Here is a 26,213-nt window from a genome sequence, read left to right on the forward strand (position 1 = left end):
GCTCAGACCGAGCGGATCGCGATGACGGCGTTGTGGCCGCCGAAGCCGAACGAGTTCGACACCGCGAGCTGCGGCTCGTCGCCGAGCGGCATCGGCGCGCTCGAGATGCGCAGCGGCGCGTCGGGGTCCTGCTCGGTGACGTTGATCGTCGGCGGCGCCTGGCGCTCCTGCACCGCGAGCGCGGTGAAGATGGCCTCGAGGGCGCCCGTGCCGCCGAGCAGGTGGCCGTGGGCCGCCTTCGTCGCCGAGACGGGGATCTCGCGGATGCGCTCGCCGAACACGCGCTCGAGCGCGCGCACCTCGGCGACGTCGCCGACGGGCGTCGACGTGGCGTGCGCGTTGATGTGCGTGACCTCGTCGGGCGTCGCGCCGGCCGCCTCGAGCGCCATGTGCACGGCGCGGCTCGCGCCGAGGCCCTCGGGCTCGGGCGCGGTGATGTGGTACGAGTCGGCCGTGACGCCGCCGCCGGCGAGCTCTGCGTAGATCTTCGCGCCGCGCGCGAGCGCGTGCTCCTCCGTCTCGACGACGAGCACGGCAGCGCCCTCGCCCATGACGAAGCCGTCGCGCGTGATGTCGTAGGGGCGGGATGCGGTGGCGGGGTCGTCGTTGCGGCGCGAGAGCGCCTGCATGGACGAGAACGCGGCGAGGGTGAGCGGGTGGATGGCGGACTCGCTGCCGCCCGCGAGCACGACGTCGGCGAGGCCCGCCTGCAGGTGCTCGTACGCGTTGACGAGCGCCTCGGTGCTCGAGGCGCACGCGGCGGCGACGGTGCGGGCGTAGGCGCGGGCCTCGAAGTGCATCGAGATCGCGGCGGACGGCGCGTTGGGCATGAGCATCGGCACCGTCATGGGCAGCACACGGCGGGGGCCGCGCTCTCGCAGCGTGTCCCAGGCGTCGAGCAGCGTCCAGAGGCCGCCGATGCCGGTCGAGAAGTCGACGCCGAGGCGCTCCGGGTCGATCTCGGGAGAGCCCGCGTCGGCGAACGCCTCCTTCGCGGCGACGAGCGCGAGCTGGCTCGACGGGTCGAGCCGCTTCGCGACCGGCCGGTCGAGCACCGAGTCGGGGCGCACCTTCGCCTCGGCGGCGAACGTGACGGGCAGCTGCAGCTCCTGCACCCAATCGTGCTCGAGCGCGCGCGCGCCGGACTCGCCGGCGAGCAGCGCCTCCCAGCTCTCGCGAGCGGTGCCGCCGATGGGCGACGTGGCGCCGATGCCGGTGATGACGATCTTCTTCGTCATGCCTCTCCTCACAGATCGCGCGTGCGGCCGGTCGACCCGGCCGCACGCGCAGTCGAACAGGCCTCAGGCAGCCTGGGCGTTCGTGATGTAGTCGACCGCGTCCTGGACGGTCTTGAGGTTCTTGACCTCGTCGTCCGGGATCTTGACGTCGAACTTCTCCTCGGCGTTCACGACGATGGTCATCATCGAGATCGAGTCGATGTCGAGGTCGTCGGTGAACGACTTCTCGAGCTGGACGTTCTCGGTAGCGATGCCGGTCTCGTCGTTCACGAGGTCGGCGAGCCCTGCGAGGACCTCGTCCTTGGTGTAGGCCACGGGATGTCTCCTTCTGTCGGTCGAACGGGTTGAAGTCTAAGGGAGGACCACGACCTGGGCGCCGTACACGAGACCGGCGCCGAAGCCGATCTGCAGCGCCAGGCCGCCCGAGAGCTCGGGGTGCTCCTCGAGGATGCGGTGCATCGCGAGCGGGATCGATGCCGCCGAGGTGTTGCCGGTCGTCGCGATGTCGCGCGCGATCACGACCGACTCGGGCAGCTTCAGCTGCTTCGCGAACTCGTCGATGATGCGCATGTTCGCCTGGTGGGGGATGAACGCGGCGAGGTCGTCGGGCTCGATGCCCGCCGCGTCGAGCGCCTCGCGCGCCTTCTTCGCCATCTCCCACACCGCCCAGCGGAAGACCTTCTGGCCGTCCTGGCGGAGCGTCGGCCACGCGGCGCCCTCGCGCATCGAGCCGAGCGTGTTCGTCATGCGGATGGTGTCCCACTGGCCGCCGTCGGATCCCCACACCGAGGGGCTGATGCCGGGCTCATCGGCGGGGCCGATGACCACGGCGCCGGCGCCGTCGCCGAGCAGGAAGCTGATCGAGCGGTCGGTCGGGTCGACGATCTCCGAGAGCTTCTCGACCCCGACCACGAGCACGTGCTCGGCCATGCCGCTGCGCACGAGCGCGTCGGCCTGGGCGACGCCGTAGGCGTAGCCGGCGCACGCGGCGGAGATGTCGAACGCGGGCGCGGGGGTTGCGCCGATCCGCTCGGTGAGCAGCGCCGCCATCGAGGGCGTCTGGACCGTGTTGCTGATGGTCGAGACGATCACCGCGTCGATCGTCCCGCCGTCGATGCCGGCGCGCTCGAGCGCCTCCTTCGCGGCCGTCTCGGCGAGGTCGACGGCCTCGATGCCCTCGGATGCGCGCACGCGGCTGATGATGCCGGTGCGCTGCCGGATCCACTCGTCGGAGGAGTCGATCGGGCCGACGAGGTCGTCGTTGGGCACCTCGCGGTCGCCGCGCGCGGCGCCGACCGAGAGGATGCGTGCCCCGGCGCGGGTGGGAAGGCTCGACAGGTTGGGCTTGCCCGTGGTGCTCGTCATGCTGCGGCTCCGCTCTCCAGCAGCCGGACGGCTGCCTCCAGGTCGTCGGGGGAGCTCACGCCGACCGCGGGCACGCCGCGCAGGCCGCGCTTCGCGAGGCCGACGAGGGCTCCCGCGGGGGCGAGCTCGATGATGCCGGTCACGCCCGCCTCCTGGAAGGCGGCCATGCACAGGTCCCAGCGCACGGGGCTCGAGAGCTGCCCGACGATGAGCTCGAGGAACTCCGCGCCGCGCTCGACGGCGCTGCCGTCGCGGTTCGTCCACAGCGTCGTGGTCGGGTCGGCGGTGGGGGTGGATGCGGCCTTCGCGCGGAAGCGCTCGACGGCCGGCTCCATGAAGCTCGTGTGGAAGGCGCCGGCGGTCTGGAGCGGGATGACGCGAGCGCGCGCGGGCGGCGCCTCGCCGAGGGCGCCGAGCGCGTCGAGGGGGCCGGCGACCACGACCTGGCCGCCGCCGTTGTAGTTCGCCGGCTGCAGGCCGAGCTCCGCGAGCCGGGTCTCGAGCTCCGTCTCGTCGGCGCCGATCACGGCGGCCATGCCCGTGGGGGTCTGCGCGGCCGCATCCGCCATCGCGCGCGAGCGCTCGCCGACGAGCGCCATCGCATCCTCGGCCTCGAGCACGCCCGCGGCGACCGCGGCGGTGATCTCGCCCACGGAGTGGCCCGCGACGCCGCTCGCGAGGCTCGCGCGCTCGCCGAGGGCGTCGAGCGCGAGGATGCCCGCGGCGACGATGAGCGGCTGGGCGACGCGCGTGTCGCGGATCGTGTCGGCGTCGCTCACGGTGCCGTGCTCGATGAGGTCGATGCCCGCGGCCTCGCCGAGCGCGGCGAGCCGAGCGCGAGCGCCGGGGAGCTCGAGCCAGGGGGAGAGGAAGCCGGGCTTCTGCGAGCCCTGCCCGGGAGCGACGATGACGATCACGTCGTTCATCCTCCCACCGTCCCCTTGCCCGGCGAGGCATGGCGGCTCGGCTGCGGCGGCCGCTGGGCGCGCTCGCGGGAGGCGTCGTGGATCGCGCCGAGGATGATCGCGGTGTGCAGCGCGAGCGCCTCGCGGGCGCCCGTCGCGTCCCAGCCGATGATCTCGCTGATGCGCTTGAGGCGGTAGCGCACCGTGTTCGGGTGCACGAAGAGCTCGCGGGCCGTGGCCTCGAGCGAGCGGCCGGTGTCGAGGTAGCACGCGAGCGTCGCGAGCAGGTCGGAGGAGTGGTCGCGCAGCGGCTGGTAGACCGAGCGCACGAGCTGCTGGCGCGCGAGCGGGTCGCCCGCGAGGGCGCGCTCCGGCAGCAGGTCGTCGGCGCGCACGGGCCGCGGCGTGCGCCGCCACGCGTCGGCGACGGCGAAGCCCGCGAGCGCAGCCTTCGCGCTCCTCGCCGCGTCGGTGATGCCGGGCACCGCGGGGCCGAGCACGAGGTGCCCCTCGCCGAATCCCTCGGCGAGCTGCGCGGCGATCGCGAGGAACTCGATCGGCTCCGGCTCGCGCTCGTCCTCGCTCGCGGCCTCGCGGCCGATGACGACCACGAGCCGGGTGCCCTGCACCCCGACGAGCACGTCGCATCCGGCATGCCTCGCCTTCCGGCGCACGACGTCGACGTCGAGCATGCGCGGGGCGACGCCCACGAGCACGGCGCACTCGCCCCGACCGTGCCAGCCGAGCGCGGCCGAGCGGCTCGGCAGCTCGTCGTCGTGCTCACCGGTGAGGATCGAGTCGACGACGAGCGCCTCGAGGCGCGCGTCCCACAGCCCGCGCGACTCCGCCGCGCGCGCGTAGACGTCGGCGGCCGCGAACGCGATCTCGCGCGAGTAGCGCAGGAGCGGCTCGCGCATCGCCGGGTCGGCGTCGCCGATGCGCTCCTCGAAGACCGACACGACCGTGCGGATGAGCTGCAGCGTCTGCTGCAGGCTCACGCTGCGCAGGAGCTCGCGCGGCGCGGCTGCGAAGACGTCAGCCGCGATCCACGGCTGCGCCTCCGGGTCCTCGTGCCACGCGATGAACGACGTGATGCCCGATTGCGCGACGAGGCCGACGGCGCTCCGCCGGGAGGGCGGCATCGTCCGGTACCACGGCAGCCGGTCGTCCAGTGCGCGCATCACTTGCGTCGCGAGGTCGCCGGAGGTGCGGCGCAGCCACGCGAGCTGCTGCGCCTTCAGCTCGGCGTCAGCGGTCAGCGGCGGCCGCCTAGGAGTCGCCGCCGACGGTGCCGGACATGCCCGCGTTCACGTCGTGGATGCTGTACTTCGCGATCGCCTGCTGCACCATGCCGAGCGGCACCTTGCCCTGCTTCGCGAGCGCGTCGAGCGCGCGCACGACCACGGAGTGGCTGTCGATCTTGAAGAAGCGGCGAGCGGCGGCGCGGGTGTCGGCGAAGCCGAAGCCGTCGGCGCCGAGGGTCGCGTAGTCGCCCGGGACCCACTCGCGGATCTGGTCGGGCACCGCGCGCATGTAGTCGCTCGTCGCGACGAACGGGCCGTCGGCCTCCGACAGGCGCTGGGTGACGTACGGCACCTTCGCGGGCTCCTGGGGGTGCAGCAGGTTGTGCTCGTCGGCCTCGAGGCCGTCGCGGCGCAGCTCGCTCCACGACGTGACCGACCAGATGTCGGCCGAGATGCCCCAGTCGGTGCCGAGGATCTCCTGCGCGTGGTGGAGCCACGGCAGGGCGACGCCCGAGCCGAGCAGCTGCACCTTGATCGGGTGGTGGTCGCTTGTCGAGACGCGGTGGATGCCGCGGCGGATGCCCTCGACGTCGACGCCCTCGGGCTCGGCGGGCTGCACCATCGGCTCGTTGTAGACCGTCAGGTAGACGATGACGTCCTCGGGAGTCTCGCCGTACATCCGCTCGATGCCCATCTGCGTGATGTGGGCGATCTCGTAGCCGTAGGCGGGGTCGTAGGCGAGCACAGCGGGGTTCGTCGACGCGAGCAGCGGCGAGTGGCCGTCGGCGTGCTGCGTGCCCTCGCCCGCGAGCGTCGTGCGGCCCGCGGTCGCGCCGATGAGGAAGCCGCGCCCCATCTGGTCGGCGGCGGCCCAGATCGAGTCGCCCGTGCGCTGGAACCCGAACATCGAGTAGAAGACGTAGATCGGGATGAGCGGCTCGCCGTGCGTCGAGTACGACGTCGCGGCGGCGGTGAACGCGGCCATCGCGCCGGCCTCGTTGATGCCGACGTGCACGATCTGCCCGTCGGGCGCCTCGCGGTACTTCAGCAGCAGGTCGCGGTCGACCGACGTGTAGTTCTGGCCCTGCGGGTTGTAGATCTTCGCGGTCGGGAAGAACGCGTCGATGCCGAACGTGCGGGCCTCGTCGGGGATGATCGGCACGAAGCGGGCGCCCCAGCCCTTGTCGCGCAGCAGGTCCTTCAGCAGGCGCACGAAGGCCATCGTCGTGGCGACCTGCTGCTTGCCCGAGCCCTTCTTGGGCATGTCGTAGGTCTTGTCCTCGGGCAGCGGGATGATCGTGTGCTTCGAGCGGCGCTCGGGCGTGAAGCCGCCGAGCTCGCGCCGGCGCTCGAGCATGTACTGGATCTCGGGGGAGTCCATCCCGGGGTTCCAGTACGGCGGGTGGTACGGGTCGCTCTCGAGCTGCTTGTCGGAGATGTCGATCTGCATCGCGTCGCGGAACGACTTGAGGTCGTCGAGCGTGAGCTTCTTCATCTGGTGGGTCGCGTTGCGGCCCTCGAAGCTCTTGCCGAGGCCGTAGCCCTTGACGGTCTTCGCGATGATGACCGTCGGCTGGCCCTTGTGCTCGGTCGCCGCCTTGTAGGCCGCGTAGACCTTGCGGTAGTCGTGACCGCCGCGCTTGAGCGCCCAGATCTCGTCGTCCGAGAGGTGCTTGACCATCTCGAGGGTGCGCGGGTCGCGCCCGAAGAACTGCTCGCGCACGAACAGGCCCGACTCCGCCTTGTAGGTCTGGTAGTCGCCGTCGGGGGTGCGGTTCATGAGGTCGCGGAGGGCACCCTCGTGGTCCTGCTCGAGGAGCGCATCCCACTCGCGGCCCCAGATGACCTTGATGACGTTCCAGCCCGCGCCGCGGAAGAACGACTCGAGCTCCTGGATGATCTTGCCGTTGCCGCGCACCGGGCCGTCGAGGCGCTGGAGGTTGGCGTTGATGACGAAGTTGAGGTTGTCGAGACCGTCGTTCGCGGCGAGCTGCAGCGCGCCGCGCGACTCGACCTCGTCCATCTCGCCGTCGCCGAGGAACGCCCACACCTGCGAGTCGAGCTCGCTCTTGATGCCGCGGTTGACGAGGTAGCGGTTGGCCTGCGCCTGGTAGATCGCATTGATGGGGCCGAGGCCCATCGACACCGTCGGGAACTGCCAGAAGTCGGGCATCATCCGCGGGTGCGGGTAGGAGGGGATGCCGTTGGGCGCCTTCGACTTCTCCTGGCGGAAGGCGTCCATCTGCGACTCGCTCAGCCGGCCCTCGAGGAACGCGCGGGCGTACATGCCGGGGGAGGCGTGGCCCTGGTAGAAGATCTGGTCGCCGCCGCCGGGGGCGTCCTGGCCGCGGAAGAAGTGGTTGAGGCCGACCTCGTAGAGCGACGCCGACGAGGCGTAGGTCGAGATGTGGCCGCCGACGCCGATGCCGGGCGCCTGTGCGCGGTGCACCATGATGGCCGCGTTCCAACGGATCCAGCGGCGGTAGGTGCGCTCGAGCGCCTCGTCGCCGGGGAACTCCGCCTCGGCGTCAGGCGCGATGGTGTTGAGGTAGTCGGTCGTGGGCACCATCGGCACGCCGAGGTGGAGCTCCTTCGAGCGCTTGAGCAGGCTGAGCATGATCTCGCGCCCGCGCTGGTGGCCGTTCGCCTCGACGAGCTGGGTGAGCGACTCCTGCCACTCGGCGGTCTCGCTGGGGTCCGTGTCGTTCACGTGGGCCGAGTACGGGTCCTGGTCGTTCAGCACCGAAGCTCCTGACGTCGATTGGGCGCGTGCGCTCCTGGGTGGCGGGCGCAGCCCCTCCACTCTATCCACCGGGCGGTCCTCGACGGGCGCGCGCGGGGGCGCTCTGGCACGATGGTCGAGCGGATGCGCGAGACGACTTGAGGAGACCCGCATGGCACTGCAGATCGGCGACGAGGCGCCCGACTTCACGCTCACGGACCACACGGGGGAAGCGGTGACGCTCTCGGAGCTGCGCGGCCGCCCCGTCGTGCTCGTCTTCTACCCGGCTGCGTTCACGGGGCGGTGCACGGGGGAGCTGTGCTCGATCCGCGACGATATCGGCGACTTCGAGGGCTCCGAAGCGGAGGTGCTCGCCATCTCGGTCGACACGGCGGCGTCGCTCGGCGTCTTCGCCGAGCAGGAGGGCTTCTCGTTCCGCCTGCTGAGCGACTTCTGGCCGCACGGGGCGGTCGCGCAGGCCTACGACGCATTCCTGCCGGAGCGCGGGGTCGCGACGCGTGCGACGTACGTGATCGACCGCGAGGGTCGCATCGCTGACCACTTCCGGGTCTCGACTTCGGAGTCGCGCGACCTCGACGCCTACCGCGAGGCGCTCGCGAAGGTCGCCTGACCTTCCCGCCGCGGGGCCGCTCCGCCCCCGCTGCCGCTCGCTGAGCCGCTCCGCCGCCGCAGGCGGCTGAGCGTGTCGAAGCGCCGTCGCTGCGCCTGCCGAGTTCTCCACAGGCCCCTCGATCCTCGAACAGAGTTTCGAGTCGCTCGGTAGAATCGGGGGACAGCGATGGCATCGTGGTCGTCGCGTTGGAGGGTCGTGATGGACGGGCAGCAGCGGCAGGGCAGGTCGCCCGAGGCGGCTGGTCTGCGCGAGCGGCTGGCCGCGGTCCAGGCGGATGTCGAGGCGATCCTGGCCGGGTTCGAGTCCATGGGCGATGTCGAGCGGTGGGATGCGTTCGCCGCTATCGGCGAGCTCTCCCGCGTGGCCGATGGGGCGCTGGTGCGGGTGGCGGGGGTGGTGGAGCGGTCGGTGCCGGCGATGGATGCGCCGAACCAGGCGCGCACGTTCGGGTACCACTCGACGAAGACCGCGCTGCGCCACGAGGCGGGCGTCTCGGCCTCGCGGGCGAAGGCGATCCTGCAGCTCGCCCGGGTCTCGACGCCGCGGGTGGGGTCGACCGGGCTGCCGCTGGAGCCGCTCTACCCGCACGTCGCGCAGGCGCTGGAGGACGGGTCGATCGCGATCGACCAGGGCCGGGCGATCGTGGAGGTGCTGGAGGCCGCCGGCGGCCGCGCCGACCCCGACGCGCGGCTCGCGGCGGAGGAGGACCTCGTGGGCGCGGCGGTCGGGGAGCAGCGTCCGGGTGAGCGCGGCTACGACGACGCGGTCCCCACCCCGCCGGAGCTGCTCGCGGTCACGGCGAGGCAGTGGGTCTCCGCGCTCGACCCCGACGGGGCGGAGCCGCGCGAGGATCAGCAGGTCGCGGAGCGGGAGTTCACGCTCGCGCAGTGCGCGGACGGGATGTTCCGCGGCCGGGTGGCGTTCCCGCCGGTGGAGGGGGCGGAGGTGATGGCGGTGTTGGCCGCCTACGACTCGCCCCGCACCGGGGACGGGTTCGAGAACCCCGACGCGCCGGCCGATGATGAGCGCACGGACGGGCAGCGGCACGCGGACGTGCTGGTGGGCCTGTTCCGCGCCCACGCCCGCTCGGGCGAGCCGCCCCGGCCCGGCGGCGACGCGCCGACGCTGCTGGTCGCGATCACCCAGGCGGAGCTCGACAAGCACGCCGAGGGGCGGCCGGCGACGTGCGACATCGTCGAGACCGGCGAGACCGTCCCGGCCGGGCTCGCGGCCCGGATCGTCTGCGACGGGTTCGTGCAGGCCGCGCTCGTCGACGGCGACGGCCACGTCTTGAGGCTCGGCCGCCGCAAGCGGCTGTTCTCCCTCTGGCAGCGGATCGCGATCATGCTCCGCGACCGCCACTGCCAGGGCCCCGACTGCCGCATCCCCGCCTCCTGGGGCGACGTGCACCACGTGCTGCGCTGGGCCGACGGCGGCCCGACCGACACCGACAACGGCATTCTGCTGTGCCCGACGTGCCATCGCGAGGTCCACAGCGGCAGGCTCCGCATCGACAGGATCGGCACCCGCTGGCGCGTCACCCGCACCCTCCTGCCACCCATCCGCAGACCCCGACGACGCCAGCGCGAACGCATCGCAGGATGGCTCGGAGCGGGCCCGGCCCGACTCGGCACGACGCCTCCGTCAGTCCCGATGCGCACCTAGGCCGTCCGACGCGAAGGGACGGCAGATCGCTCAGCCGTCGAGGTAGGCCTTGGCGAACGCCGCGCTCGGCGCGATCGGCTGGATCGCGTCGAGCAGCACCCCATCCGGCGCTTCGAAGATGCAGTGCCGTTGCCCGAAGTCCTCGTCGCGCAAGGGGAGCAGCGACTCGAGCCCGAGCTCGCGCGTGAGCCGCTCGTGCGAGCTCGAAGTCGCCCAGTCGCAGGGACACGTACCACTCGGTCTCGAATGTCGTCTCGAAGCCGAGGGCACGGCGGTAGAAGCTCGCCGCGGCCGGGACGTCGCTCGCCATGAGCACGGGATGCCACGCTGTCGCCGTCATGGCGGCCTCCTTACGTACACTGTGCATGTATCGTCTCCGAAGATGCATACGTCGAGTCTGTGAAGGAAGACCATGCCTCGAGCCTCTGCCGCTGACGCCGCGCGGACCGCGGAGCGGATCCTGGGGCGAGCGAGCGCGCAGTTCGCGGCCCAAGGCGTCGCCGCGGTCTCTCTCGACGATGTGGCACGCGCGGCGGGGGTGACGCGCGGGGCGGTCTACCACCACTTCGGCAGCAAGGCTGGGGTGCTCGCCGCAGTGGTCGACCGTCTGCACGGGGAGGTGGCCGAGCGCGTGGTCGCCGCTGCCGACGAGGCCGGCGAGGATCCGCTCGACCGGCTGCGCGCTGGATCGCACGCCTTCCTCGACGCCATCACGGCCCGCGCGACCGCTCGCATCCTGCTCGTCGACGCGCCAGCGATCCTCGGCTGGGAGGCGTGGCGGCAGAGCGACGCCGAGCACTCGGGTGCCCACCTCCGCGACGCGCTCGAGGAGCTGGGGGTGAGCGCCGACCTGCTCGAGGCGCTCGCCGCGCAGCTCTCCGGAGCGATGAACGAGAGCGCGGTCTGGGTCGCCGCCCAGCCCGACCCGGCTGCGGCGCTGCGGTCGGCGCACTCGGCACTCGATCGGCTGCTGCGGGCCGCAGTCGATTGAGGCCGCTCGTGGGCGGTGCCGGGCTCGAACCGGCGACCCCTTCGGTGTAAACGAAGTGCGCTACCAGCTGCGCCAACCGCCCTCGACCATCATCGCACCGACCGCGGTGGCGGCGCGCGCTCCCTAGGATGGGGCCATGACGACCGTGGCGGATGTGCAGCGTGCCGTCGAGGCGCTCTGGCCCGCCGCGACCGCCGAGGACTGGGACGCCGTCGGGCTCGTCGCGGGCGATCCCGCTGACGAGGCGTCGCGCATCCTGCTCGCCGTCGACGCGACCGAGGCCACCGCGGCCGAGGCCGTCGAGCGCGGCGCCGACCTGCTGCTCGTGCACCACCCACTCCTGCTGCGCGGTGTCTCGAGCGTCGCCGCGACGACGCCCGCCGGCCGCGTCATCACGCGGCTCGTGCGCGAGCGCGTCGCGCTGCTCGCTGCACACACGAACGCCGACGCCGTCGACCGCGGCACGAGCGGCGAGCTCGCCTCGATGCTGCGCCTCGCGGGTGCCGAGCCGATCGTCGTCAACCGCGTCGACGACGCGAAGGGGCTCGGTCGCGTGGGCGACCTGCCCGAGCCGACCTCGCTCTCTGGCCTCGCGCGCACCCTCGCGCAGCTGCTGCCCGCCGTCGCGGGCGGCGTGCGCGTCGCGGGCGATCCCGAGCGCTCGGTGCGTCGCGTCGCGATCTGCGGCGGCGCGGGCGACTCGCTGCTGCGCGAGGCCGCGGTGCTCGGCGCGGACGTCTACATCACGAGCGACCTGCGCCACCACCCGGCCTCCGATGCCCGAGAGCGGCACATCGCTGGCGAGGGCCCCGCGCTCATCGACGTCTCCCATTGGGCGAGCGAGTCGCTGTGGCTGCGGCCCGCCGCCGAGCAGCTGCGCGCGGCGCTCCCGGGCGTCGCCGTCGAGGTGAGCGAGATCAGGACCGACCCATGGGACTTCGCCGTCCCCCAGGAGGAGCACGCATGGCACTGAAGGCCTCGAACCACGAGCAGCGTCGGCTGCTCGAGCTGCAGGACGTCGACACCCGCATCGTGCGGCTGACCGCGAAGGCGAAGGCGCTGCCGCAGGCCAAGCGCATCGCCGAGCTCGACGCGCGGCTCGCCGAGCTCGACCGCGAGGTGCTCGACCGGCTCGGCGCGCACGACGACGCGACCGCAGAGGTCGCCCGCACCGAGAGCGACGTCAAGGTCGTCGAGGCGCGGCTGCAGCGCAACCGCGAGCGGCTGCCCTCGATCACCGACGCGAAGGTCGCGACCGCGACCGAGCACGAGATCGTGACGCTCGAGCGCCGGCGCAGCGACCTCGAGGACCTCGAGCTCGAGGCCATGCAGGCGCAGGAGGACGCCGCGACCGCGCTCGAGCAGGCGCGCGCGGCGGCCGGCGAGGCGCGCGCCGAGCGCGACCGCCTCGACGCCGAGCGCGCCGCCGACGCCGCCGGGATCGAGCGCGAGCTCGAGGAGGCCCGAGCGGAGCGCGAGCAGCGCACGGCCGTCATCTCGCCCGAGCTGCTCGCGCTCTACGAGCGCCAGCGCGCCCGCTACGGCATCGGCGCGACGCTCCTGCAGCGCCGCACGTCGGTCGCCTCGGGTGTCGAGCTCACCGCAGCCGAGCTCTACACGATCCAGTCGGCCGCCGACGACGACGTGCTGCTCGACCCCAACTCCTCCGCCATCCTCGTGCGCACGGAGGAGAGCGGCATCTAGCGCGGGCCGCGCACCGGCCCCCGTACGATGCGGGGCATGGGCAGCGGCCTCCGCGTCGAGCAGGTCGCCGACGAGGCGGGCCTGGATGCGTTCCTGCGCCTCGGCCACGACACGCACGGCGGGCTCGCGGTGCCGCTGCCCGAGCGCACGGTGCGCAGCTGGTTCAGGGGCTGGCACCCGCATCCGCACCCCATCACGCTGCTCGTGGCGCGCCGCGGCGACGAACCGGTCGGCCGCGCGGTCGTGCACCGCGACGACCGGCTCGACGCCCGGCTCGGCACCCGCGCGCTCGTGTTCGGCGCGCTCGTCGCCCCCGACGCATCCGTCGTCGACGCTCTCGTCGACGAGTTCGCGGTGCGCGCGGCGAGCGCGGGCGCGACGGAGCTCTTCGGGCCCGCGCAGCTGCTGCCGAACCAGTCGGGCGGCGTCATCACGGGCGGCTTCGAGGAGCGCGGCTTCCTCGACTCGGCGTGGAACCCGTCGTGGCTCCCGGGAGCGCTCGAGGCGCGCGGCTTCGAGCGCTGGTACGAGGCCGACACGTGGATCGTCGAGGTCGTGGACGACGACGGCCCGACTGAGGCGGAGCTCGACCGCGTCGGCATCCGCATCGACGAGGTCACGCGCTTCGGGCTCGGCCGCGGCCTGCGCGCGCTGCTGCCGCTGCTGAACGACTCGTTCGCGCTGCTGCCGACCTTCACGCCCTACTCGCGGGAGGAGCTCCGCGCGCAGACCGACGGGCTGTGGTGGCTGCACGAGGAGGGATTGTTCCTCATCGCGCGCGACGAGCAGGAGGAGCCGGTCGCATTCGTGCTCGCCGTGCTCGACCCCTCGCGCGTGCTGCAGCGATCGGGCGGCCGCCTCGGCGCGCGCGAGCGCTGGGAGCTCATCGCCCGGCGCGGCGCGCTGCGCCGCGAGGCGGTGCTCGTCATGCAGGGCGCGAGGCCGCACGCGCAGGGCAAGGGCATCGTGACGCTCCTGACCCGGCGGCTGCACGCCAACCTCGCCGAGCTCGGCTGCACCACGCTCCGCTCGACGCTCGTCGGGCGCATGAACCCCGGCTCGGTGCGGCAGTTCACGCGCTTCGGCGGGCGCCCGCTGCACGCGACCGCCTACTACCGCAAGGCGCTCGAGCGGTGACGAGCGGATGCCTCCGGCCGGCTCGGGCGGTACCCTGAGGTCGTGAACCGGTCGGCTAGGCGGTCGCGTCGCCACCCCTTCGGGGGCGGTGCCGAGGAACGTCCGGGCTCCGCAGAGCAGGGCGGTGGATAACGTCCACCCGGGGCAACCCGCGAGAAAGTGCAACAGAGAGCAGGTCCACCGATCGGGCGACCGATCGGCCAGGAGTGAAACGGTGGGGCAAGAGCCCACCAGCGTCGCGTGCGAGCGCGGCGGCTAGGCAAACCTCGCCCGGAGCAAGACCAGACAGCGGATCATGGGGCTGCTCGTCCCGTCCGCGGGTAGGTCGCTGGAGGGCTGCAGCAATGCATCCCCGAGAGAGATGACCGTCCACGACAGAACCCGGCGTATCGGCCGGCCGGTTCACCTCGAGCAGTCGACGGGGCGCGGGAGTCCTCACCGCGCCCCGTCGAGTCGAGCGGCTCACACGGCGACCGGCTCCGCCTCGGGCTGCGCCTGCCGCTGGGGCGAGCGTCGCGCCCAGCGCTTGAGCGCGATGACGGCGAGGCCGGTCACGACGGTGCCGACGGCGATCGCGAGCACGAACATCGCGATGTTGCCGATCGCGAAGAACACGAAGATGCCGCCGTGCGGCGCCTGGCTCGTGACGCCCGCGGCCATCGAGATCGCGCCGGTCGACGCCGCGCCGAGGATCGCGGCGGGGATGACCCGCAGGGGGTCCGCGGCCGCGAAGGGGATCGCGCCCTCCGAGATGAACGAGGCGCCGAGCAGCCAGGCCGCCTTGCCGTTCTCGCGCTCGGGGACGGTGAAGAGGCGCCGGTCGAGCACCGTCGCGAGCGCCATGCCGAGCGGCGGCACCATGCCCGCCGCCATGACCGCGGCCATGATCATCCAGGGCGCGGGGTTCTCGGGGCTGCCCTGGCTCAAGCCGGCCACCGCGAAGCCGTAGGCGACCTTGTTGATGGGCCCGCCGAGGTCGACGGCCATCATCGTGCCGAGCAGCAGGCCGAGACCGATGGCGGCGGCGCCCGAGAGCGACTCGAGCCAGCCGGTGAGGTTCGCCATGAGCGCCGCGATCGGCCCGCCGAGCAGCATCACCATGAGGCCCGACGCGAACAGCGACGCGAGCAGCGGGATGATGACGACGGGCATGAGCCCGCGCATCCACTGCGGCACCCGCCACGAGCCGATCCACCACGCCGCGAGCCCCGCGAGCAGGCCGCCGACGAGGCCGCCGATGAAGCCGGCGCTCATGAGCAGCGCGACGGCGCCCGCGACGAAGCCCGGAGCGATGCCCGGGCGGTCGGCGATCGCGTAGGCGATGTAGCCGGCGAGCGCCGGCACGAGGAAGCTCATCGAGGCCGCGCCGATCGAGAACAGCACCGCGCCGAGGTACTGACCGAGCCCGCCGTCGGGCAGGTTCCAGAGCGCGTTCTGCACGATGACGTCGCCCGCGACCTCGGTGATGCGGTAGCCGCCGAAGAGGAACCCGAGCGCGATGAGGAGCCCGCCGCCGGCGACGAACGGGATCATGTAGCTCACTCCGGTGAGGAGCGCTCGCTTGACGGTGCCGCCGAGCGCGCTGCCGCTCACGGCCGCCGCGCCGGCCGGCTCGTCGCCGCCCGAGCCACCGGCGACGCGCGCGCCGCTCGGATCGTCGGCGACGCGCAGCGCGTCGACGATGAGCGCGTCCGCGGCGTCGATGCCGCGCTTGACCGGCACTTGCACGAAGGGCTTGCCCGCGAACCGCGAGCGGTCGCGCACGTCGACGTCGACGGCGAAGATCGCGGCATCGGCCGCGGCGATGACGGCCGGGTCGAGGCGCTTCGTGCCGCTCGACCCCTGGGTCTCGACGACGACGCGCACGCCGGCGCGCTCACCCGCCGCCTGCAGCGCATCCGCCGCCATGTAGGTGTGCGCGATGCCGGTCGGGCACGCGGTCACGGCGACGATGCTGCGATCGCCCTCCGGGACCGGCGCGAGCGCCGCCTCGTCGCGCTCCGCGACGGCACCGTCGACGAGCGCGACGACCTCCTCGGGCGTCTCGGCGGCGCGCAGCGCGCTCGTGAACTGCTCGTCGATGAGGGAGCCCGCGAGCCGCGACAGCACGGCGAGGTGCGTCTCGGCTGCGTCGTCGGGCGCCATGATCATGAAGACCAGGTCGGCCGGGCCGTCAGGCGCTCCGAAGTCGACCGCGGGCTGCAGCCGTGCGAAGCCGAGGCTCGGCTCGCGCACCGCCGCCGACTTGCAGTGCGGGATCGCGATGCCCGCACCCATGCCGGTGGGGGTGAGAGCCTCGCGGGCGAGGACGGCCTCGACGAGACCGTCGCCGTCGGAGACGCGCGAGGTGCCGGCCGCCCGCGCGGCGAGCGCGCGGATGACCGCTTCCTTGTCGGTGCTGAGCGCTGCGTCGAGGACGACGAGCTCTGGCGTGATGATCTGGGGCATCAGTGCTCCTGGGTCTCGGCGGCCTGAGCCGCGGTGGAGAGGGGGACGGCGCCCGCCTCGAGGCGGGTGACGTCGACGCGGGACGCGTCGGCGTCCGCGGTCGTGGGGGTGCCGGTGCCGGGCAGCGCCGCGGCGGCCGAGCCGTGCGCCACGGCTTGCGCGAGCCGTCCGGGGGCGTCGTCGCCGCGGCGCTCGGCGATGAGCCAGCCGGCCAGGCTCGCGTCGCCGGCACCGACCGTCGAGCGGACGAGCGTCGGCGGGGGCGTCGCGTGGAAGGTGCGCTCCGCGTCGGCGAGGATCGCGCCGGCACCGCCGAGGGTGAGCAGCACCGCGCCCACGCCGCGGCCCACGAGCGCACGGGCGGCGGTCGCGGCGGCGTCGATGCCGGCGATCGCGCCGCGCGCGAGCCCGAGGAGCTCCTCGAGCTCCTCGTCGTTGGGCTTGACGAGGTCGACGCCGTGCGTCACCGCTGATGCGAGCGCGGGGCCGGAGGTGTCGACGGCCACGCGGATGCGCGGCGCGGCGCGGCGAGCCGCGTCGATCGCGTCGACCACGATCGACGTGCGAGCGCCGGCCGGCAGCGAGCCCGAGATGACGAGCCAGTCGGCACCGGCAGCAGCGTCGCCGAGGGCGGCGAGCATGCGTCGCTCGGCCGCGGCATCGAGCTCGGGGCCTGGCTCGTTGAGCTTCGTCGTCGTGCCGTCGGGCTCGGTGATCGCGAGGTTCGTGCGCACGGGCGCCGCGACCGGGACGCACACCGCGGCGATGCCGTCGGCGGCGAGCAGCGTCGAGAAGCGGTCGTGCGGGTCGGCCATCACGACCGCGCGCGAGGCGATGCCCGCCGCGGCGAGCGCCCGCGTGACGTTGACGCCCTTGCCGGCCGCGACATCCGTCGCCGGGCCGCCGAGGCGCTGCACCGCGCCGCGCACGAGCGTGCCGGGCAGCTCGATCGTGCGATCGATCGAGGGATTGAGGGTGAGTGTGACGATCACGCGACGTGCACTTCGGTGCTGGCGGCGTCGAGCGCCGCGGCGAGCTCGCGCGCGGGTTCGGTGTCGGTGAGCAGCACGTCGATCGCATCGAGCGGCGCGAAGCGCACGAGCGACACCTCGCCGAGCTTGCTCGAGTCGGCGAGCAGGGCGACGCGCCGCCCGGCCGCGACGATCGCGGACTTCACCGCGGCCTCGTCGGGATCGGGCGTCGAGGCGCCGTCGTGGTCGAGCGCATTCGTCCCGAGCACGACGAGGTCAGGGCGCAGCGCGCTGATCGAGAGCACCGTCTGTGCGCCGACCGCGGCGCCCGTGACCGCGCGGATGCGGCCGCCGATCGCGTGCACCTCGATCGAGGGATGCGCCGCGAGGGTCTGCGCGATCGCGGGGGAGTGCGTGGCGACGACGAGCCGCGGACCGGCGGCGCGCGGCCAGGTCGCGACGAGCTCGGCGGCGAGCGCGGCGGTCGTCGTGCCGGCGTCGAGCAGCACGCTCGTGGGCGCGAGGGCGATGAGCCGCTCGCTCGCGAGCCGAGCGATCCGGCGCTTCGCGTCGGCGTGTGCGGACTGGCGCGCGCCCACGGCGGTCTCGACGAGACTCGACCTCGCGGCGCTCACCGCTCCGCCGTGCACGCGTCGCGCGATGCCCGCCTGCTCGAGCGCATCGAGGTCGCGGCGCACCGTCTCGGTCGTGATGCCGAGCTCGCGGGCGAGCTCGGTGACGAGCACCCGCCCGTCGATGTTGAGTCGCGCAGCGATCCTGTCGCGTCGCTCGGGGACGAGCATCGATGCTTCCATGAGGAAGACGTTACAACACGAACACAGATGAAACAAGACAAACGCAGAATTGTCCCCACGACTGCGCAGCGGCGGGCGCGAGGCAGTTCAGTCCCGCCGGGGCATCCGGCTCAGCTCGCGAGGCTCCAGCGCACCGCGAGCCACAGCGCGATGTGCTCGTCGCTCGCGCCGCTCCTGACGCGCGGCGGCACGACGTCGTGCTCGCGCACGATCGAGTACTCGCTCACGAGCGCGTCGAAGGGCGCGGCCCACGCGCGCGTGGCGACGAGCGCGCGACCGTGCGAGCGCAGCGCGAGTGCGAACGGCAGCCCCGGTAGGTCAGCTCGAGCCCAGCACCGATGAGCGCGGCGTCGCCCGTGACGCGCATCGACGCGCGCCGCACGATGCCGCCGCCGCCTCGACGAGGGTGCCGACGCGCTCGCCGTGGAGCAGCACCGGCACGCCGTCTGCCTCGGGGCGCCGCCACGGCCGTGCCCGCTGCTCGTCGAGGCTGCGGCGGTCGGTGCGGTCGAGCTCGATGACCGCGTCGCGCACGGTCGCGCGCACGCGCGCGCCGTCGAGCTCGGCCGTGGCGGGTCCCCATGCGGCGCGGCGGAACATCCGCCACTCGGTGCGGGGCTGCGCACGCCGGCGCTCGTCCGCGTGCCCGCGATGCCGGGCGCGCGGCTCGCGGCCGTCGCGCTCGCGCCGCGTGCTCACACTCCGCGCGCGAGGGCCGCCGCGCCGATGATGCCCGCGTTGTTGCGCAGCTTCGCGGGCACGATCGGCGTGGCCAGCTGCAGCAGCGGCAGGAACTTCTCCGACGACTTCGACACCCCGCCGCCGACGACGAACAGGTCGGGGGAGAAGATGAACTCGAGGTGGCTGTAGAAGCGCTGCAGCCGCTCGGCCCACTCCTCCCAGCTGAGGTCCTCGCGCTCGCGCACCCTGTTCGAGGCACGCGTCTCGGCGCCGACGCCGTCGAGCTCGAGGTGGCCCAGCTCGGCGTTCGGGACGAGCACCCCGTTGTAGATGAGGGCGCCGCCGATGCCGGTGCCGAGCGTCGTCAGGATGACGAGACCCGACGCATCCTTCGCCGCCCCGTAGTGATCCTCGGCGAAGCCCGCGGCGTCCGCGTCGTTGACGAAGTGGATGTCGCGGCCGAGAGCCCGTTCGAAGAGCTGCTCGGCCTCGAGCCCGATCCACGACTTCGAGACGTTCGCGGCGCTCATCGTGCGACCGTGCCGCACGATCGCGGGGAAGGTGACGCCGATGGGGGTCTCGTCGTCGATCTCGAGCAGCTCGACGAGGCTCACGACCGCGTCGCGGATCGCGTCCGGCTCGCCGCCCGCGGGCGTCGGGACCTTCACGCGATCGCTCAGCAGGGAGCCCGTCCGCACGTCGACGAGCGCCGCCTTCACACCCGTGCCGCCGATGTCGACGCCGACTGCCTGATCGCTGGAGCTGGTCACGCTTGCCGATCCTGCCATGGATCGGATCAGGCCGACGGCAGGGTCAGGATCTCGGCACCGCCCTCGCGCACGACGATCGTGTGCTCGAACTGCGCGGTGATGGATCGGTCGCGCGTGACGATCGTCCAGCCGTCGTCCCAGCCGTCCCACTCGTGCGTGCCGAGCGTGAGCATCGGCTCGATCGTGAAGACCATGCCGGGCATCATCTCGGTGTCGTACTGCTCGGTGTCGTAGTGGGGGATGATGAGCCCCGAGTGGAACGACGTGCCGACGCCGTGGCCGGTGAAGTCGCGCACGACGCCGTAGCCGAAGCGCTTGGCGTACTGCTCGATCGTGCGGCCGATGACGTTGACGCGGCGGCCGGGCATCGCGACCTTGATCGCGCGCCGCAGCGCCTCCTCGGTGCGCTCGACGAGCTGCGTCACCTCGTCGCTCGCCTGGCCGACGATGAAGGTGCGGTTCGAGTCGCCGTGCACGCCGTCCTTGAACGCCGTGATGTCGATGTTGACGATGTCGCCGGCCTCGAGCACCGTGTCGTCGGGGATGCCGTGGCAGACGACCTCGTTGACGCTCGAGCACACCGACTTCGAGAAGCCGCGGTAGCCGAGCGTCGACGGGTAGGCGCCGTGGCTCGTGACGAAGTCGTGGCCGATGCGGTCCAGCTCGTCGGTCGTGACGCCGGGGCGCACCGCCGCGCCGACGGCGGCGATCGCGTCGGCGGCGATCGTGCCCGCCGCCCGGATGCGGTCGATCGTCGCCTCGTCGTAGACGTCGCCGCCGACGTGCTTCGCGGGGCGCGGCTTGCCGACGTACTCGGGGCGGGCGATGGATGCGTCCACGGGCCTCAAGGGAGAGATGCGACCGGGGATCAGGTGACCTCTCACGTCCTTCGGCATAGGCTCCATCCTAGGCAGACGGCCTAGGCAGACGGCCGCGGCAGACCGACCCGCGGCGGATCCCGAGGAGGCGCGCATGACCGAGTACTGGTACAACCTGGAGACCGGCGTGGTCGAGGAGGGCATGGTCTCTCCGGGCTACGACCGCGCAGGCCCCTTCGCCACTCGCGAGGAGGCGGCACGCGCCCCCGAGATCATCGAGGAGCGCTCGCGGAAGTGGGCGGCCGAGGAGGCCGCAGAGGACGACTGGGGCAGCTCCTCCCGCTGACCGGGCCGCGCAGCGTCAAGCGACCGCGACGATGCGGCGCAGCGTGCGCAGGTTGCGGGTCGTGACGCGATCCTTCGCCTGCCGCTCGAGCGCCTTGCCGAACGGGCTCGAGAGGGTCGTGCCCTTCGGGTTCGACCAGTGGACGACCGCGTCGCCCGCGGCGATCGCCTCGCCCTCGCCCGGCTCGAGCGCGGCGAGCTCCCCCGCGATCCCCGGCTCGAGCTCGAACACGACGTAGGGCGTGTGGTCGTCGTCCTCGCCGTGCGGGTAGTCGGCGATGATGCGCTCGAGGTCGTCGATCGCGACGCCGAGCACGCGGATGCGCCTGCCGTACCGCGCCTCGAGCGCGACCTCCGCCGCCTTCGCCGCGCCCGACGCATCCGCCGCCGTCACCACCGCGTTGCCGCTCGCCAGCACGGTCACGACGTCGTCGAGCCCCGCATCCTCGAGCAGCGCCTCCAGGTCGGCCGACCGCACGGTGACGCCGCCGACGTTCACGCCGCGGAGGAGCAGCGCGATGCGCATGGGATCGTGCTCCCCGGGCTACTCGTACTCGTGCTCCGGCGCCGGGTAGGCGCCGGAGGAGACGTCCTCGCGGAACGCGTTCGCGGCATCCTCGAGGTCCTGGCCGATCTGCGCGTACTGCTTGACGAAGCGGGGGATGCGCCCGGTCGTGAAGCCCGCCCAATCGGTCCAGACGAGCAGCTGCCCGTCGCAGTGCGGGCCCGCACCGACCGAGATCGTCGGGATCGTGAGCGCCTCGGTCACCGCGCGCGCCGACTCCGAGGGCACCATCTCGAGCACGACCGCGAACGCGCCGGCTGCCTCGACGGCCTGCGCGTCGCGCAGCAGCTTCTCGGCGCCCTCCGCGCCGCGGCCCTGGATGACGTGGCCGCCGAGCCCGTGCTCGGCCTGCGGCGTGAAGCCGACGTGCGCCATCACCGGGATGCCCGCCTCGACGATGTGGCGGATCTGCTCGGCCGAGCGCTCGCCGCCCTCGAGCTTGACGGCGTGCGCGCCGGTCTCCTTCATGAAGCGGATGGCGGTGTGCACGGCCTCGCGCGGATTCGTCTCGTAGGAGCCGAACGGCAGGTCGGCGACGACGAGCGCCCGCTTCGCGCCGCGCGCGACCGCGCGCGTGAGCGGGATGAGCTCGTCGACCGTCACCGGCAGCGTCGTGTCGTAGCCGAAGACGGTGTTGCCCGCCGAGTCGCCCACGAGGAGGAAGTCGATGCCCGCGCGGTCGAAGATGCCGGCCGAGAGGTAGTCGTAGCTCGTGAGCCCGACGATCTTCACCCCGTCGCGCTTCGCCTGCTGGAAGTGGCGGATCCTCACGCGCTTGGGGCTCGATGCTCCGCCGCCGTAGGGCGCTGCGGGCTCCTGCGCGCTGTCGCTGAATGCCATGCGCCCGAGCCTATCGACAGGCGCGCGCCCACTAGCCTGAGGGCAGGCCTTCAGGAGGGACTCGGATGGACAAGCAGCGGGACTTCGTGCTCCGGACGATCGAGGAGCGCGGCGTCAAGTTCGTGCGGCTGTGGTTCACGGATGTGCTCGGCACGCTCAAGTCGGTGGCGATCGCGCCTGCCGAGGTCGAGGGCGCCTTCACCGAGGGGCTCGGCATCGATGGCTCGTCGATCGAGGGGCTCTCGCGCTCCTCGGAGGCCGACGTCATCGCGAAGGCCGATCCGTCGACGTTCCAGGTGCTGCCGTGGCGCGGCGAGATCGACCCGACCGCGCGCATGTTCTGCGACATCGCCACCCCCGACGGGCAGCCCGCGGCCGCCGATCCGCGGCACGTGCTCAAGCGCACGCTCGCGAAGGCCGCCGACCTCGGGTTCAGCTTCTACACGCATCCCGAGTGCGAGTTCTACCTGCTCAAGTCGGCCGACGTCCACAACCCCGAGCCCGTCGACCGCGCCGGCTACTTCGACAATGTGCCCGGCGGCACGGCGCACGACTTCCGCCGCGCGAGCGTGCGCATGCTCGAGGACATCGGCATCTCGGTCGAGTTCAGCCACCACGAGGCTGGCCCGGGCCAGAACGAGATCGACCTGCGCTACGCCGATGCGCTCTCGACCGCCGACAACATCATGACGTTCCGCACGGTCGTGAAGGAGGTCGCGATCCAGGAGGGCGTCTACGCGACCTTCATGCCGAAGCCCTTCGAGGGGCAGCCCGGCAGCGGCATGCACACCCACATGTCGCTGTTCGAGGGGGAGCGGAACGCCTTCCACGACCCCTCCGGCCAGTACCAGCTCTCGAAGGTCGGGCGGCAGTTCGTCGCGGGCCTCCTCCACCACGCGCCGGAGTTCACGGCGGTGACGAACCAGTTCGTCAACTCCTACAAGCGCATGTGGTCGGGCGACGAGGCGCCGAGCTACGTCTCGTGGGGTCACAACAACCGCTCCGCGCTCGTGCGCGTGCCGCTCTCGAAGCCCAACAAGGCGACGTCGGCGCGCGTCGAGTACCGCGGGCTCGACTCGGCCGCCAACCCCTACCTCGCCTTCTCGGTGCTGCTCGCCGCGGGGCTCAAGGGCATCGAGGAGGGCTACGAGCTGCCCGAGGAGGCGACGGACGACGTCTGGGCGCTCTCCGACCGCGAGCGCCGCGCGCTCGGCTTCACGCCGCTGCCGGCGAGCCTCGACCGGGCGCTGCAGCACATGGAGGAGTCGGAGCTCGTCGCCGAGACGCTCGGCGAGCAGGTCTTCGAGTACTTCCTGCGCAACAAGCGCGAGGACTGGCAGCGATACCGCGCCCAGGTGACGCGCGTCGAGCTCGAGTCGAACCTCCTCTCGCTCTAGCGCATGCGCATCCCGTCGCCGCGCGCTCGGCTGGCGCAGCTCGGGTTCCGCGAGCCGAGCCGTGCCGCGGCGTGCCTCGAGGAGCTCCCGGATGCGTGGCGGGGCACGGGCAGGACGGCCCTCGTCGAGGCCGCGGCGCGCGCCGCCGACCCCGACACGGCGCTCGAGTCGGCCGTGCGGCTCGAGCGCGCCGGCGTCTCGCTCGACGAGGCGCTCGCCGACGCGGGCTCGCGTGAATCGCTCCTGCGCGTGCTCGGCGGCTCGATGGGCATCGCCGAGCACCTCGAGCGGCACGCCGAGGACCTCGACGTCGCCGCCCGGCCGATGCCGCCCGCGCCCGCCGAGCGCTACGTCGACAGCCTGCTCGAGTCGGTCGAGGCATCCGCCGCATCAGCCGAAGTCGCCCCGGTCGCCCGAAAGCCCAGGGACGAAGCGATCGCCGCGATGCGTGGACGCTATCGGCGCCACCTCACCGAGCTCGTCGCGTGGGACCTCGGGCTCGACGACCCGACCGCCTCGGTCGACGTCGTCTCGGCGGCGCTCGCCGACCTCGCCGCCGCCGCGCTCGAAGCGGGCCTCGCGATCGCCCGCGCCGCCGCTCGGGAGCGGTACGGCGACGACGCCGACCGCGTGCGGCTCGCGGTGATCGCGATGGGGAAGACCGGCGCGCGCGAGCTCAACTACCTCAGCGACGTCGACGTCATCTGGGTGCACGAGGCCGAGGGCGTCGAGGATCCGAGGGCGACGCAGATCGCGACGCTGCTCGCGCGCGAGACGACCGCCGCGTGCGCGCAGTTCCGGAAGGCGCCCCCGCTGTGGGAGGTCGACGCGAACCTGCGCCCCGAGGGCAAGGACGGCGCGCTCACGCGCACGCTCGCCTCGCACGTCGCGTACTACGACCGGTGGGCGAAGTCGTGGGAGTTCCAGGCGCTGCTCAAGGCCCGCGCGGTCGCCGGCGACGCCGAGCTCGGCGCCGCCTACGAAGCGGCCGTGCGCTCGAAGGTGTGGGAGTCGTCGAGCCGCGAGGGCTTCGTCGAGTCGGTGCAGCGGATGCGCGAACGGGTGAGCGAGCACATCCCGGCCGACGAGGTGGCGCGGCAGCTCAAGCTCGGGCCCGGGGGCCTGCGCGACATCGAGTTCACGGTGCAGCTGCTGCAGCTCGTGCACGGCGCCGACGACGAATCGGTGCGGCAGCGCAGCACGCTCGAGGCGCTCGACGCCCTCGCCGAGCTCGGCATCATCGGCCGTGCCGACCGCGACGAGTTCAGCGATCACTACCGGTTCCTGCGCGTGCTCGAGCACCGCATCCAGTTCTGGCGCATGCGTCGCACGCACCTCATGCCGGTCGAGCCCGACGAGCTGCGGCGGCTCGCGCGCTCGGCGGGTCTGCCGGATGCCGCGACGCTCACCGAGCGCTGGCAAGCGGTGCGGCGCGCCGTGCGCTCGCTCCACGAGCGGCTCTTCTACCGGCCGCTGCTCGGCGCCGTCGCGTCGCTCGGCCACGACGACGTGCGGCTCACGCCCGAGCACGCCGCGAAGCGGCTCGAGGCCGCCGGCTACGCCGACGCGCGCGGCGCCCTCGGGCACATCGCCGAGCTCACCGGCGGGGTGACGCGCCGCGCGCAGATCCAGCGGCTGCTGCTGCCGGTGCTGCTCGGCTGGTTCGCCGAGGGCGTCGACCCCGACATGGGGCTGCTCGCGTTCCGGCGCCTGAGCGAGGCGCTCGGCGAGAGCCCGTGGTTCCTGCGCATGCTGCGCGACTCGCCCGTCGCCGCGCGCCGGCTCACGAAGCTGCTCTCGTCGTCGCGCCTCATCGGCTCGCTCATGGAGCGCATCCCCGAGGCCGCGTCGTGGCTCGACGGCGACGAGCAGCTGCGGCCGCGCTCGGAGGAGTCGCTCCACGAGGAAGCGAGCGCCGTGCTCGGTCGCCACCGCGGCGACCCGGATGCGGTGCGGAACGCACTGCGGGCGCTCCGCCGCCGCGAGCACTTGCGAGTCGCGATGGCGAGCGCGCTGCAGCGCATCGACGAGTCGGCCGTCGGCGTCGCGCTCACCGCGATCGCGGCGGCCCTCGTCGAGGCCGCGCTCGCGCTCCACACGCCCGAGGGGCTGCGGCTCGCGACCATCACGCTCGGTCGCACCGGCGGTCGCGAGATCGGCTTCGGCAGCGACATCGACGTCATGCACGTCGCGGCCGGCGAGGGCGACCCGATCGCGGTCGCGACGACCGTCATCCGCAAGGTGCAGGAGACGCTCGCCGACCCGTCGCTGCCGTTCGAGCTGGATGCGGCGCTCCGGCCCGAGGGACGGCAAGGGCCGATCGTCCGCACGATCGACAGCTACCGCGCCTACTACGAGCGCTGGTCGGAGCCGTGGGAGGCGCAGGCGCTCCTGCGTGCGCGGCCGTTCGCGGGCGACGCAGAGCTCGCGGCGGAGCTCATGGCGATCATCGACGAGCGCCGCTACCCGGCGGAGCTGCCCGCCTCGGCGGCGCGCGAGGTGCGGCGCATCAAGGCGCGCGTCGAGTCGGAGCGGCTGCCGAAGAACGCCGACCGGCGTCGCCACCTCAAGCTGGGCGACGGCGCGCTGAGCGATGTCGAGTGGCTCGTACAGCTGCTGCAGCTGCAGCACGCGGGACACGAGCCGAGCCTGCGCACGCCGTCGACGCTCGAGGCCCTCGCCGCTGCCGCGCGCGCCGACCTCATCAGCGATCGCGACGCCGAGATCCTGCGCGAGGCGTGGACGCTCGCGACCCGGCTCCGCAACGGGCTCGCGCTCGCGCGCGCGCGCACGATCGACGTGCTGCCGAACGAGCGCACCGAGCTCGAGGCCGTCGCGCGCCTCATCGGCATGCCCGCGCGCTCGGCGCTCGCGCTCGAGGAGCACTACCTCGCGGTCACCCGGCGCTCGCGTCGCGTCTTCGACCGCCTCTTCTACGACGCCTGACGGTCGCGCCGC

General features: G+C 73.0%; 24 protein-coding genes, 1 tRNA gene and 1 other RNA gene. 10 read left to right on the top strand and 16 right to left on the bottom strand.

Going from position 1 to position 26,213, the window contains the following annotated elements:
- Positions 1 to 2: 2 nt before the first annotated feature.
- The 6 genes from ACP7BI_RS11890 to aceE form a co-directional block, all read right to left on the bottom strand.
- A complete protein-coding gene (locus ACP7BI_RS11890) occupies positions 3 to 1,238 on the bottom strand; it encodes a beta-ketoacyl-[acyl-carrier-protein] synthase family protein (RefSeq protein ID WP_425846545.1) in 1,236 nt (411 codons plus the stop codon).
- A 63-nt stretch (positions 1,239 to 1,301) separates the two neighbouring features.
- Complete coding sequence (locus ACP7BI_RS11895; RefSeq protein ID WP_021011716.1) at positions 1,302 to 1,553, bottom strand: acyl carrier protein; 252 nt, start codon at positions 1,551 to 1,553, stop codon at positions 1,302 to 1,304.
- A 36-nt stretch (positions 1,554 to 1,589) separates the two neighbouring features.
- Complete coding sequence (locus ACP7BI_RS11900; protein WP_425846548.1) at positions 1,590 to 2,603, bottom strand: beta-ketoacyl-ACP synthase III; 1,014 nt, start codon at positions 2,601 to 2,603, stop codon at positions 1,590 to 1,592.
- Positions 2,600 to 3,520 carry an ACP S-malonyltransferase gene (locus ACP7BI_RS11905; RefSeq protein WP_425846681.1) on the bottom strand — a complete coding sequence of 307 codons (921 nt, stop codon included), beginning with the start codon at positions 3,518 to 3,520 and terminating at the stop codon, positions 2,600 to 2,602. Before ACP7BI_RS11905 ends, ACP7BI_RS11900 begins: the two co-directional genes overlap by 4 nt.
- A gap of 5 nt (positions 3,521 to 3,525) precedes the next feature.
- Complete coding sequence (locus tag ACP7BI_RS11910) at positions 3,526 to 4,689, bottom strand: PucR family transcriptional regulator (RefSeq protein WP_425846550.1); 1,164 nt, start codon at positions 4,687 to 4,689, stop codon at positions 3,526 to 3,528.
- An 88-nt stretch (positions 4,690 to 4,777) separates the two neighbouring features.
- Positions 4,778 to 7,495, bottom strand: a complete 2,718-nt coding sequence (gene aceE / locus ACP7BI_RS11915; RefSeq protein WP_425846553.1) for a pyruvate dehydrogenase (acetyl-transferring), homodimeric type — start codon at positions 7,493 to 7,495, stop codon at positions 4,778 to 4,780.
- A 151-nt stretch (positions 7,496 to 7,646) separates the two neighbouring features.
- Between aceE and ACP7BI_RS11920 the strand changes: the two genes are divergently transcribed.
- Positions 7,647 to 8,105: a peroxiredoxin gene (locus ACP7BI_RS11920; RefSeq protein ID WP_425846555.1), complete on the top strand. Its 459-nt coding sequence runs from the start codon at positions 7,647 to 7,649 to the stop codon at positions 8,103 to 8,105.
- Positions 8,106 to 8,306: 201 nt separating this feature from the next.
- Positions 8,307 to 9,773 carry a DUF222 domain-containing protein gene (locus ACP7BI_RS11925; protein WP_425846558.1) on the top strand — a complete coding sequence of 489 codons (1,467 nt, stop codon included), beginning with the start codon at positions 8,307 to 8,309 and terminating at the stop codon, positions 9,771 to 9,773.
- A 30-nt stretch (positions 9,774 to 9,803) separates the two neighbouring features.
- On the opposite strand, the gene ACP7BI_RS11930 is transcribed toward ACP7BI_RS11925, so the two are convergent.
- Positions 9,804 to 9,926: a hypothetical protein gene (locus ACP7BI_RS11930; RefSeq protein ID WP_425846560.1), complete on the bottom strand. Its 123-nt coding sequence runs from the start codon at positions 9,924 to 9,926 to the stop codon at positions 9,804 to 9,806.
- A gap of 259 nt (positions 9,927 to 10,185) precedes the next feature.
- Here ACP7BI_RS11930 and ACP7BI_RS11935 point away from each other — a divergent pair, with 259 nt between their 5' ends.
- Positions 10,186 to 10,764, top strand: coding sequence for a TetR family transcriptional regulator (locus tag ACP7BI_RS11935; protein WP_425846563.1), 579 nt, complete (start codon positions 10,186 to 10,188; stop codon positions 10,762 to 10,764).
- A gap of 9 nt (positions 10,765 to 10,773) precedes the next feature.
- Here ACP7BI_RS11935 and ACP7BI_RS11940 read toward each other — a convergent pair.
- Positions 10,774 to 10,846, bottom strand: a tRNA-Val gene (locus ACP7BI_RS11940).
- A 54-nt stretch (positions 10,847 to 10,900) separates the two neighbouring features.
- Here ACP7BI_RS11940 and ACP7BI_RS11945 point away from each other — a divergent pair.
- The 4 genes from ACP7BI_RS11945 (at position 10,901) to rnpB (ending at position 14,010) form a co-directional block, all read left to right on the top strand.
- Positions 10,901 to 11,737, top strand: coding sequence for a Nif3-like dinuclear metal center hexameric protein (locus ACP7BI_RS11945; RefSeq protein ID WP_425846566.1), 837 nt, complete (start codon positions 10,901 to 10,903; stop codon positions 11,735 to 11,737).
- Entirely contained in the window at positions 11,728 to 12,468 is a 741-nt protein-coding gene (locus ACP7BI_RS11950) for a zinc ribbon domain-containing protein (RefSeq protein ID WP_425846569.1), read from the top strand. Before ACP7BI_RS11945 ends, ACP7BI_RS11950 begins: the two co-directional genes overlap by 10 nt.
- Positions 12,469 to 12,504: 36 nt before the next feature.
- Positions 12,505 to 13,605, top strand: a complete 1,101-nt coding sequence (locus tag ACP7BI_RS11955) for a hypothetical protein (RefSeq protein ID WP_425846571.1) — start codon at positions 12,505 to 12,507, stop codon at positions 13,603 to 13,605.
- Positions 13,606 to 13,652: 47 nt separating this feature from the next.
- Positions 13,653 to 14,010: RNase P RNA component class A (rnpB, locus tag ACP7BI_RS11960), an RNA gene on the top strand.
- A gap of 57 nt (positions 14,011 to 14,067) precedes the next feature.
- Here rnpB and ACP7BI_RS11965 read toward each other — a convergent pair.
- From ACP7BI_RS11965 to map, 6 genes are all read right to left on the bottom strand, one after another.
- A complete protein-coding gene (locus ACP7BI_RS11965; protein ID WP_425846574.1) occupies positions 14,068 to 16,053 on the bottom strand; it encodes a PTS fructose transporter subunit IIABC in 1,986 nt (661 codons plus the stop codon).
- Positions 16,053 to 17,045, bottom strand: a complete 993-nt coding sequence (locus ACP7BI_RS11970; RefSeq protein WP_425846577.1) for a 1-phosphofructokinase family hexose kinase — start codon at positions 17,043 to 17,045, stop codon at positions 16,053 to 16,055. Before ACP7BI_RS11970 ends, ACP7BI_RS11965 begins: the two co-directional genes overlap by 1 nt.
- The gene (locus tag ACP7BI_RS11975; protein ID WP_425846579.1) at positions 17,042 to 17,839 is read right to left on the bottom strand and encodes a DeoR/GlpR family DNA-binding transcription regulator; all 798 of its coding nucleotides are present in this window, start codon (positions 17,837 to 17,839) and stop codon (positions 17,042 to 17,044) included. Before ACP7BI_RS11975 ends, ACP7BI_RS11970 begins: the two co-directional genes overlap by 4 nt.
- 318 nt (positions 17,840 to 18,157) lie before the next feature.
- Positions 18,158 to 18,439: a hypothetical protein gene (locus ACP7BI_RS11980; RefSeq protein ID WP_425846581.1), complete on the bottom strand. Its 282-nt coding sequence runs from the start codon at positions 18,437 to 18,439 to the stop codon at positions 18,158 to 18,160.
- Between the two features lie 95 nt (positions 18,440 to 18,534).
- Positions 18,535 to 19,290, bottom strand: coding sequence for a polyphosphate--glucose phosphotransferase (ppgK, locus tag ACP7BI_RS11985; RefSeq protein WP_425846584.1), 756 nt, complete (start codon positions 19,288 to 19,290; stop codon positions 18,535 to 18,537).
- Positions 19,291 to 19,316: 26 nt separating this feature from the next.
- Positions 19,317 to 20,186, bottom strand: coding sequence for a type I methionyl aminopeptidase (gene map / locus ACP7BI_RS11990; RefSeq protein ID WP_425846586.1), 870 nt, complete (start codon positions 20,184 to 20,186; stop codon positions 19,317 to 19,319).
- Positions 20,187 to 20,262: 76 nt separating this feature from the next.
- Here map and ACP7BI_RS11995 point away from each other — a divergent pair, with 76 nt between their 5' ends.
- Entirely contained in the window at positions 20,263 to 20,454 is a 192-nt protein-coding gene (locus ACP7BI_RS11995) for an SPOR domain-containing protein (protein ID WP_425846589.1), read from the top strand.
- A 15-nt stretch (positions 20,455 to 20,469) separates the two neighbouring features.
- Here ACP7BI_RS11995 and ACP7BI_RS12000 read toward each other — a convergent pair whose 3' ends face one another.
- A complete protein-coding gene (locus ACP7BI_RS12000; protein ID WP_425846591.1) occupies positions 20,470 to 20,979 on the bottom strand; it encodes a DUF1697 domain-containing protein in 510 nt (169 codons plus the stop codon).
- Between the two features lie 18 nt (positions 20,980 to 20,997).
- A complete protein-coding gene (gene panB / locus ACP7BI_RS12005; protein WP_425846593.1) occupies positions 20,998 to 21,858 on the bottom strand; it encodes a 3-methyl-2-oxobutanoate hydroxymethyltransferase in 861 nt (286 codons plus the stop codon).
- 65 nt (positions 21,859 to 21,923) lie between these two features.
- Here panB and ACP7BI_RS12010 point away from each other — a divergent pair, with 65 nt between their 5' ends.
- Both ACP7BI_RS12010 and ACP7BI_RS12015 read left to right on the top strand, forming a co-directional pair.
- Positions 21,924 to 23,255, top strand: coding sequence for a glutamine synthetase family protein (locus ACP7BI_RS12010; RefSeq protein WP_425846596.1), 1,332 nt, complete (start codon positions 21,924 to 21,926; stop codon positions 23,253 to 23,255).
- A gap of 3 nt (positions 23,256 to 23,258) precedes the next feature.
- Complete coding sequence (locus tag ACP7BI_RS12015; protein WP_425846598.1) at positions 23,259 to 26,201, top strand: bifunctional [glutamine synthetase] adenylyltransferase/[glutamine synthetase]-adenylyl-L-tyrosine phosphorylase; 2,943 nt, start codon at positions 23,259 to 23,261, stop codon at positions 26,199 to 26,201.
- Positions 26,202 to 26,213 lie beyond the last annotated feature (12 nt).

The sequence above is a fragment of the Agrococcus sp. TSP3-2-1 genome (assembly GCF_049897585.1).
Taxonomy (GTDB): domain Bacteria; phylum Actinomycetota; class Actinomycetes; order Actinomycetales; family Microbacteriaceae; genus Agrococcus.

What these genes read in the sequence shown, in the direction of transcription:
- ACP7BI_RS11890 (WP_425846545.1), bottom strand. Translation starts at nt 1,238, where the DNA reads ATGACGAAGAAGATCGTCATCACCGGCATCGGCGCCACGTCGCCCATC.
- ACP7BI_RS11900 (WP_425846548.1), bottom strand. Translation starts at nt 2,603, where the DNA reads ATGACGAGCACCACGGGCAAGCCCAACCTGTCGAGCCTTCCCACCCGC.
- ACP7BI_RS11910 (WP_425846550.1), bottom strand. Translation starts at nt 4,689, where the DNA reads ATGCGCGCACTGGACGACCGGCTGCCGTGGTACCGGACGATGCCGCCC.
- ACP7BI_RS11920 (WP_425846555.1), top strand. Translation starts at nt 7,647, where the DNA reads ATGGCACTGCAGATCGGCGACGAGGCGCCCGACTTCACGCTCACGGAC.
- ACP7BI_RS11925 (WP_425846558.1), top strand. Translation starts at nt 8,307, where the DNA reads ATGGACGGGCAGCAGCGGCAGGGCAGGTCGCCCGAGGCGGCTGGTCTG.
- ACP7BI_RS11935 (WP_425846563.1), top strand. Translation starts at nt 10,186, where the DNA reads ATGCCTCGAGCCTCTGCCGCTGACGCCGCGCGGACCGCGGAGCGGATC.
- ACP7BI_RS11945 (WP_425846566.1), top strand. Translation starts at nt 10,901, where the DNA reads ATGACGACCGTGGCGGATGTGCAGCGTGCCGTCGAGGCGCTCTGGCCC.
- ACP7BI_RS11950 (WP_425846569.1), top strand. Translation starts at nt 11,728, where the DNA reads ATGGCACTGAAGGCCTCGAACCACGAGCAGCGTCGGCTGCTCGAGCTG.
- ACP7BI_RS11955 (WP_425846571.1), top strand. Translation starts at nt 12,505, where the DNA reads ATGGGCAGCGGCCTCCGCGTCGAGCAGGTCGCCGACGAGGCGGGCCTG.
- ACP7BI_RS11965 (WP_425846574.1), bottom strand. Translation starts at nt 16,053, where the DNA reads ATGCCCCAGATCATCACGCCAGAGCTCGTCGTCCTCGACGCAGCGCTC.
- ACP7BI_RS11975 (WP_425846579.1), bottom strand. Translation starts at nt 17,839, where the DNA reads ATGGAAGCATCGATGCTCGTCCCCGAGCGACGCGACAGGATCGCTGCG.
- ACP7BI_RS11980 (WP_425846581.1), bottom strand. Translation starts at nt 18,439, where the DNA reads ATGTTCCGCCGCGCCGCATGGGGACCCGCCACGGCCGAGCTCGACGGC.
- map (WP_425846586.1), bottom strand. Translation starts at nt 20,186, where the DNA reads ATGCCGAAGGACGTGAGAGGTCACCTGATCCCCGGTCGCATCTCTCCC.
- ACP7BI_RS11995 (WP_425846589.1), top strand. Translation starts at nt 20,263, where the DNA reads ATGACCGAGTACTGGTACAACCTGGAGACCGGCGTGGTCGAGGAGGGC.
- ACP7BI_RS12000 (WP_425846591.1), bottom strand. Translation starts at nt 20,979, where the DNA reads ATGCGCATCGCGCTGCTCCTCCGCGGCGTGAACGTCGGCGGCGTCACC.
- panB (WP_425846593.1), bottom strand. Translation starts at nt 21,858, where the DNA reads ATGGCATTCAGCGACAGCGCGCAGGAGCCCGCAGCGCCCTACGGCGGC.
- ACP7BI_RS12010 (WP_425846596.1), top strand. Translation starts at nt 21,924, where the DNA reads ATGGACAAGCAGCGGGACTTCGTGCTCCGGACGATCGAGGAGCGCGGC.
- ACP7BI_RS12015 (WP_425846598.1), top strand. Translation starts at nt 23,259, where the DNA reads ATGCGCATCCCGTCGCCGCGCGCTCGGCTGGCGCAGCTCGGGTTCCGC.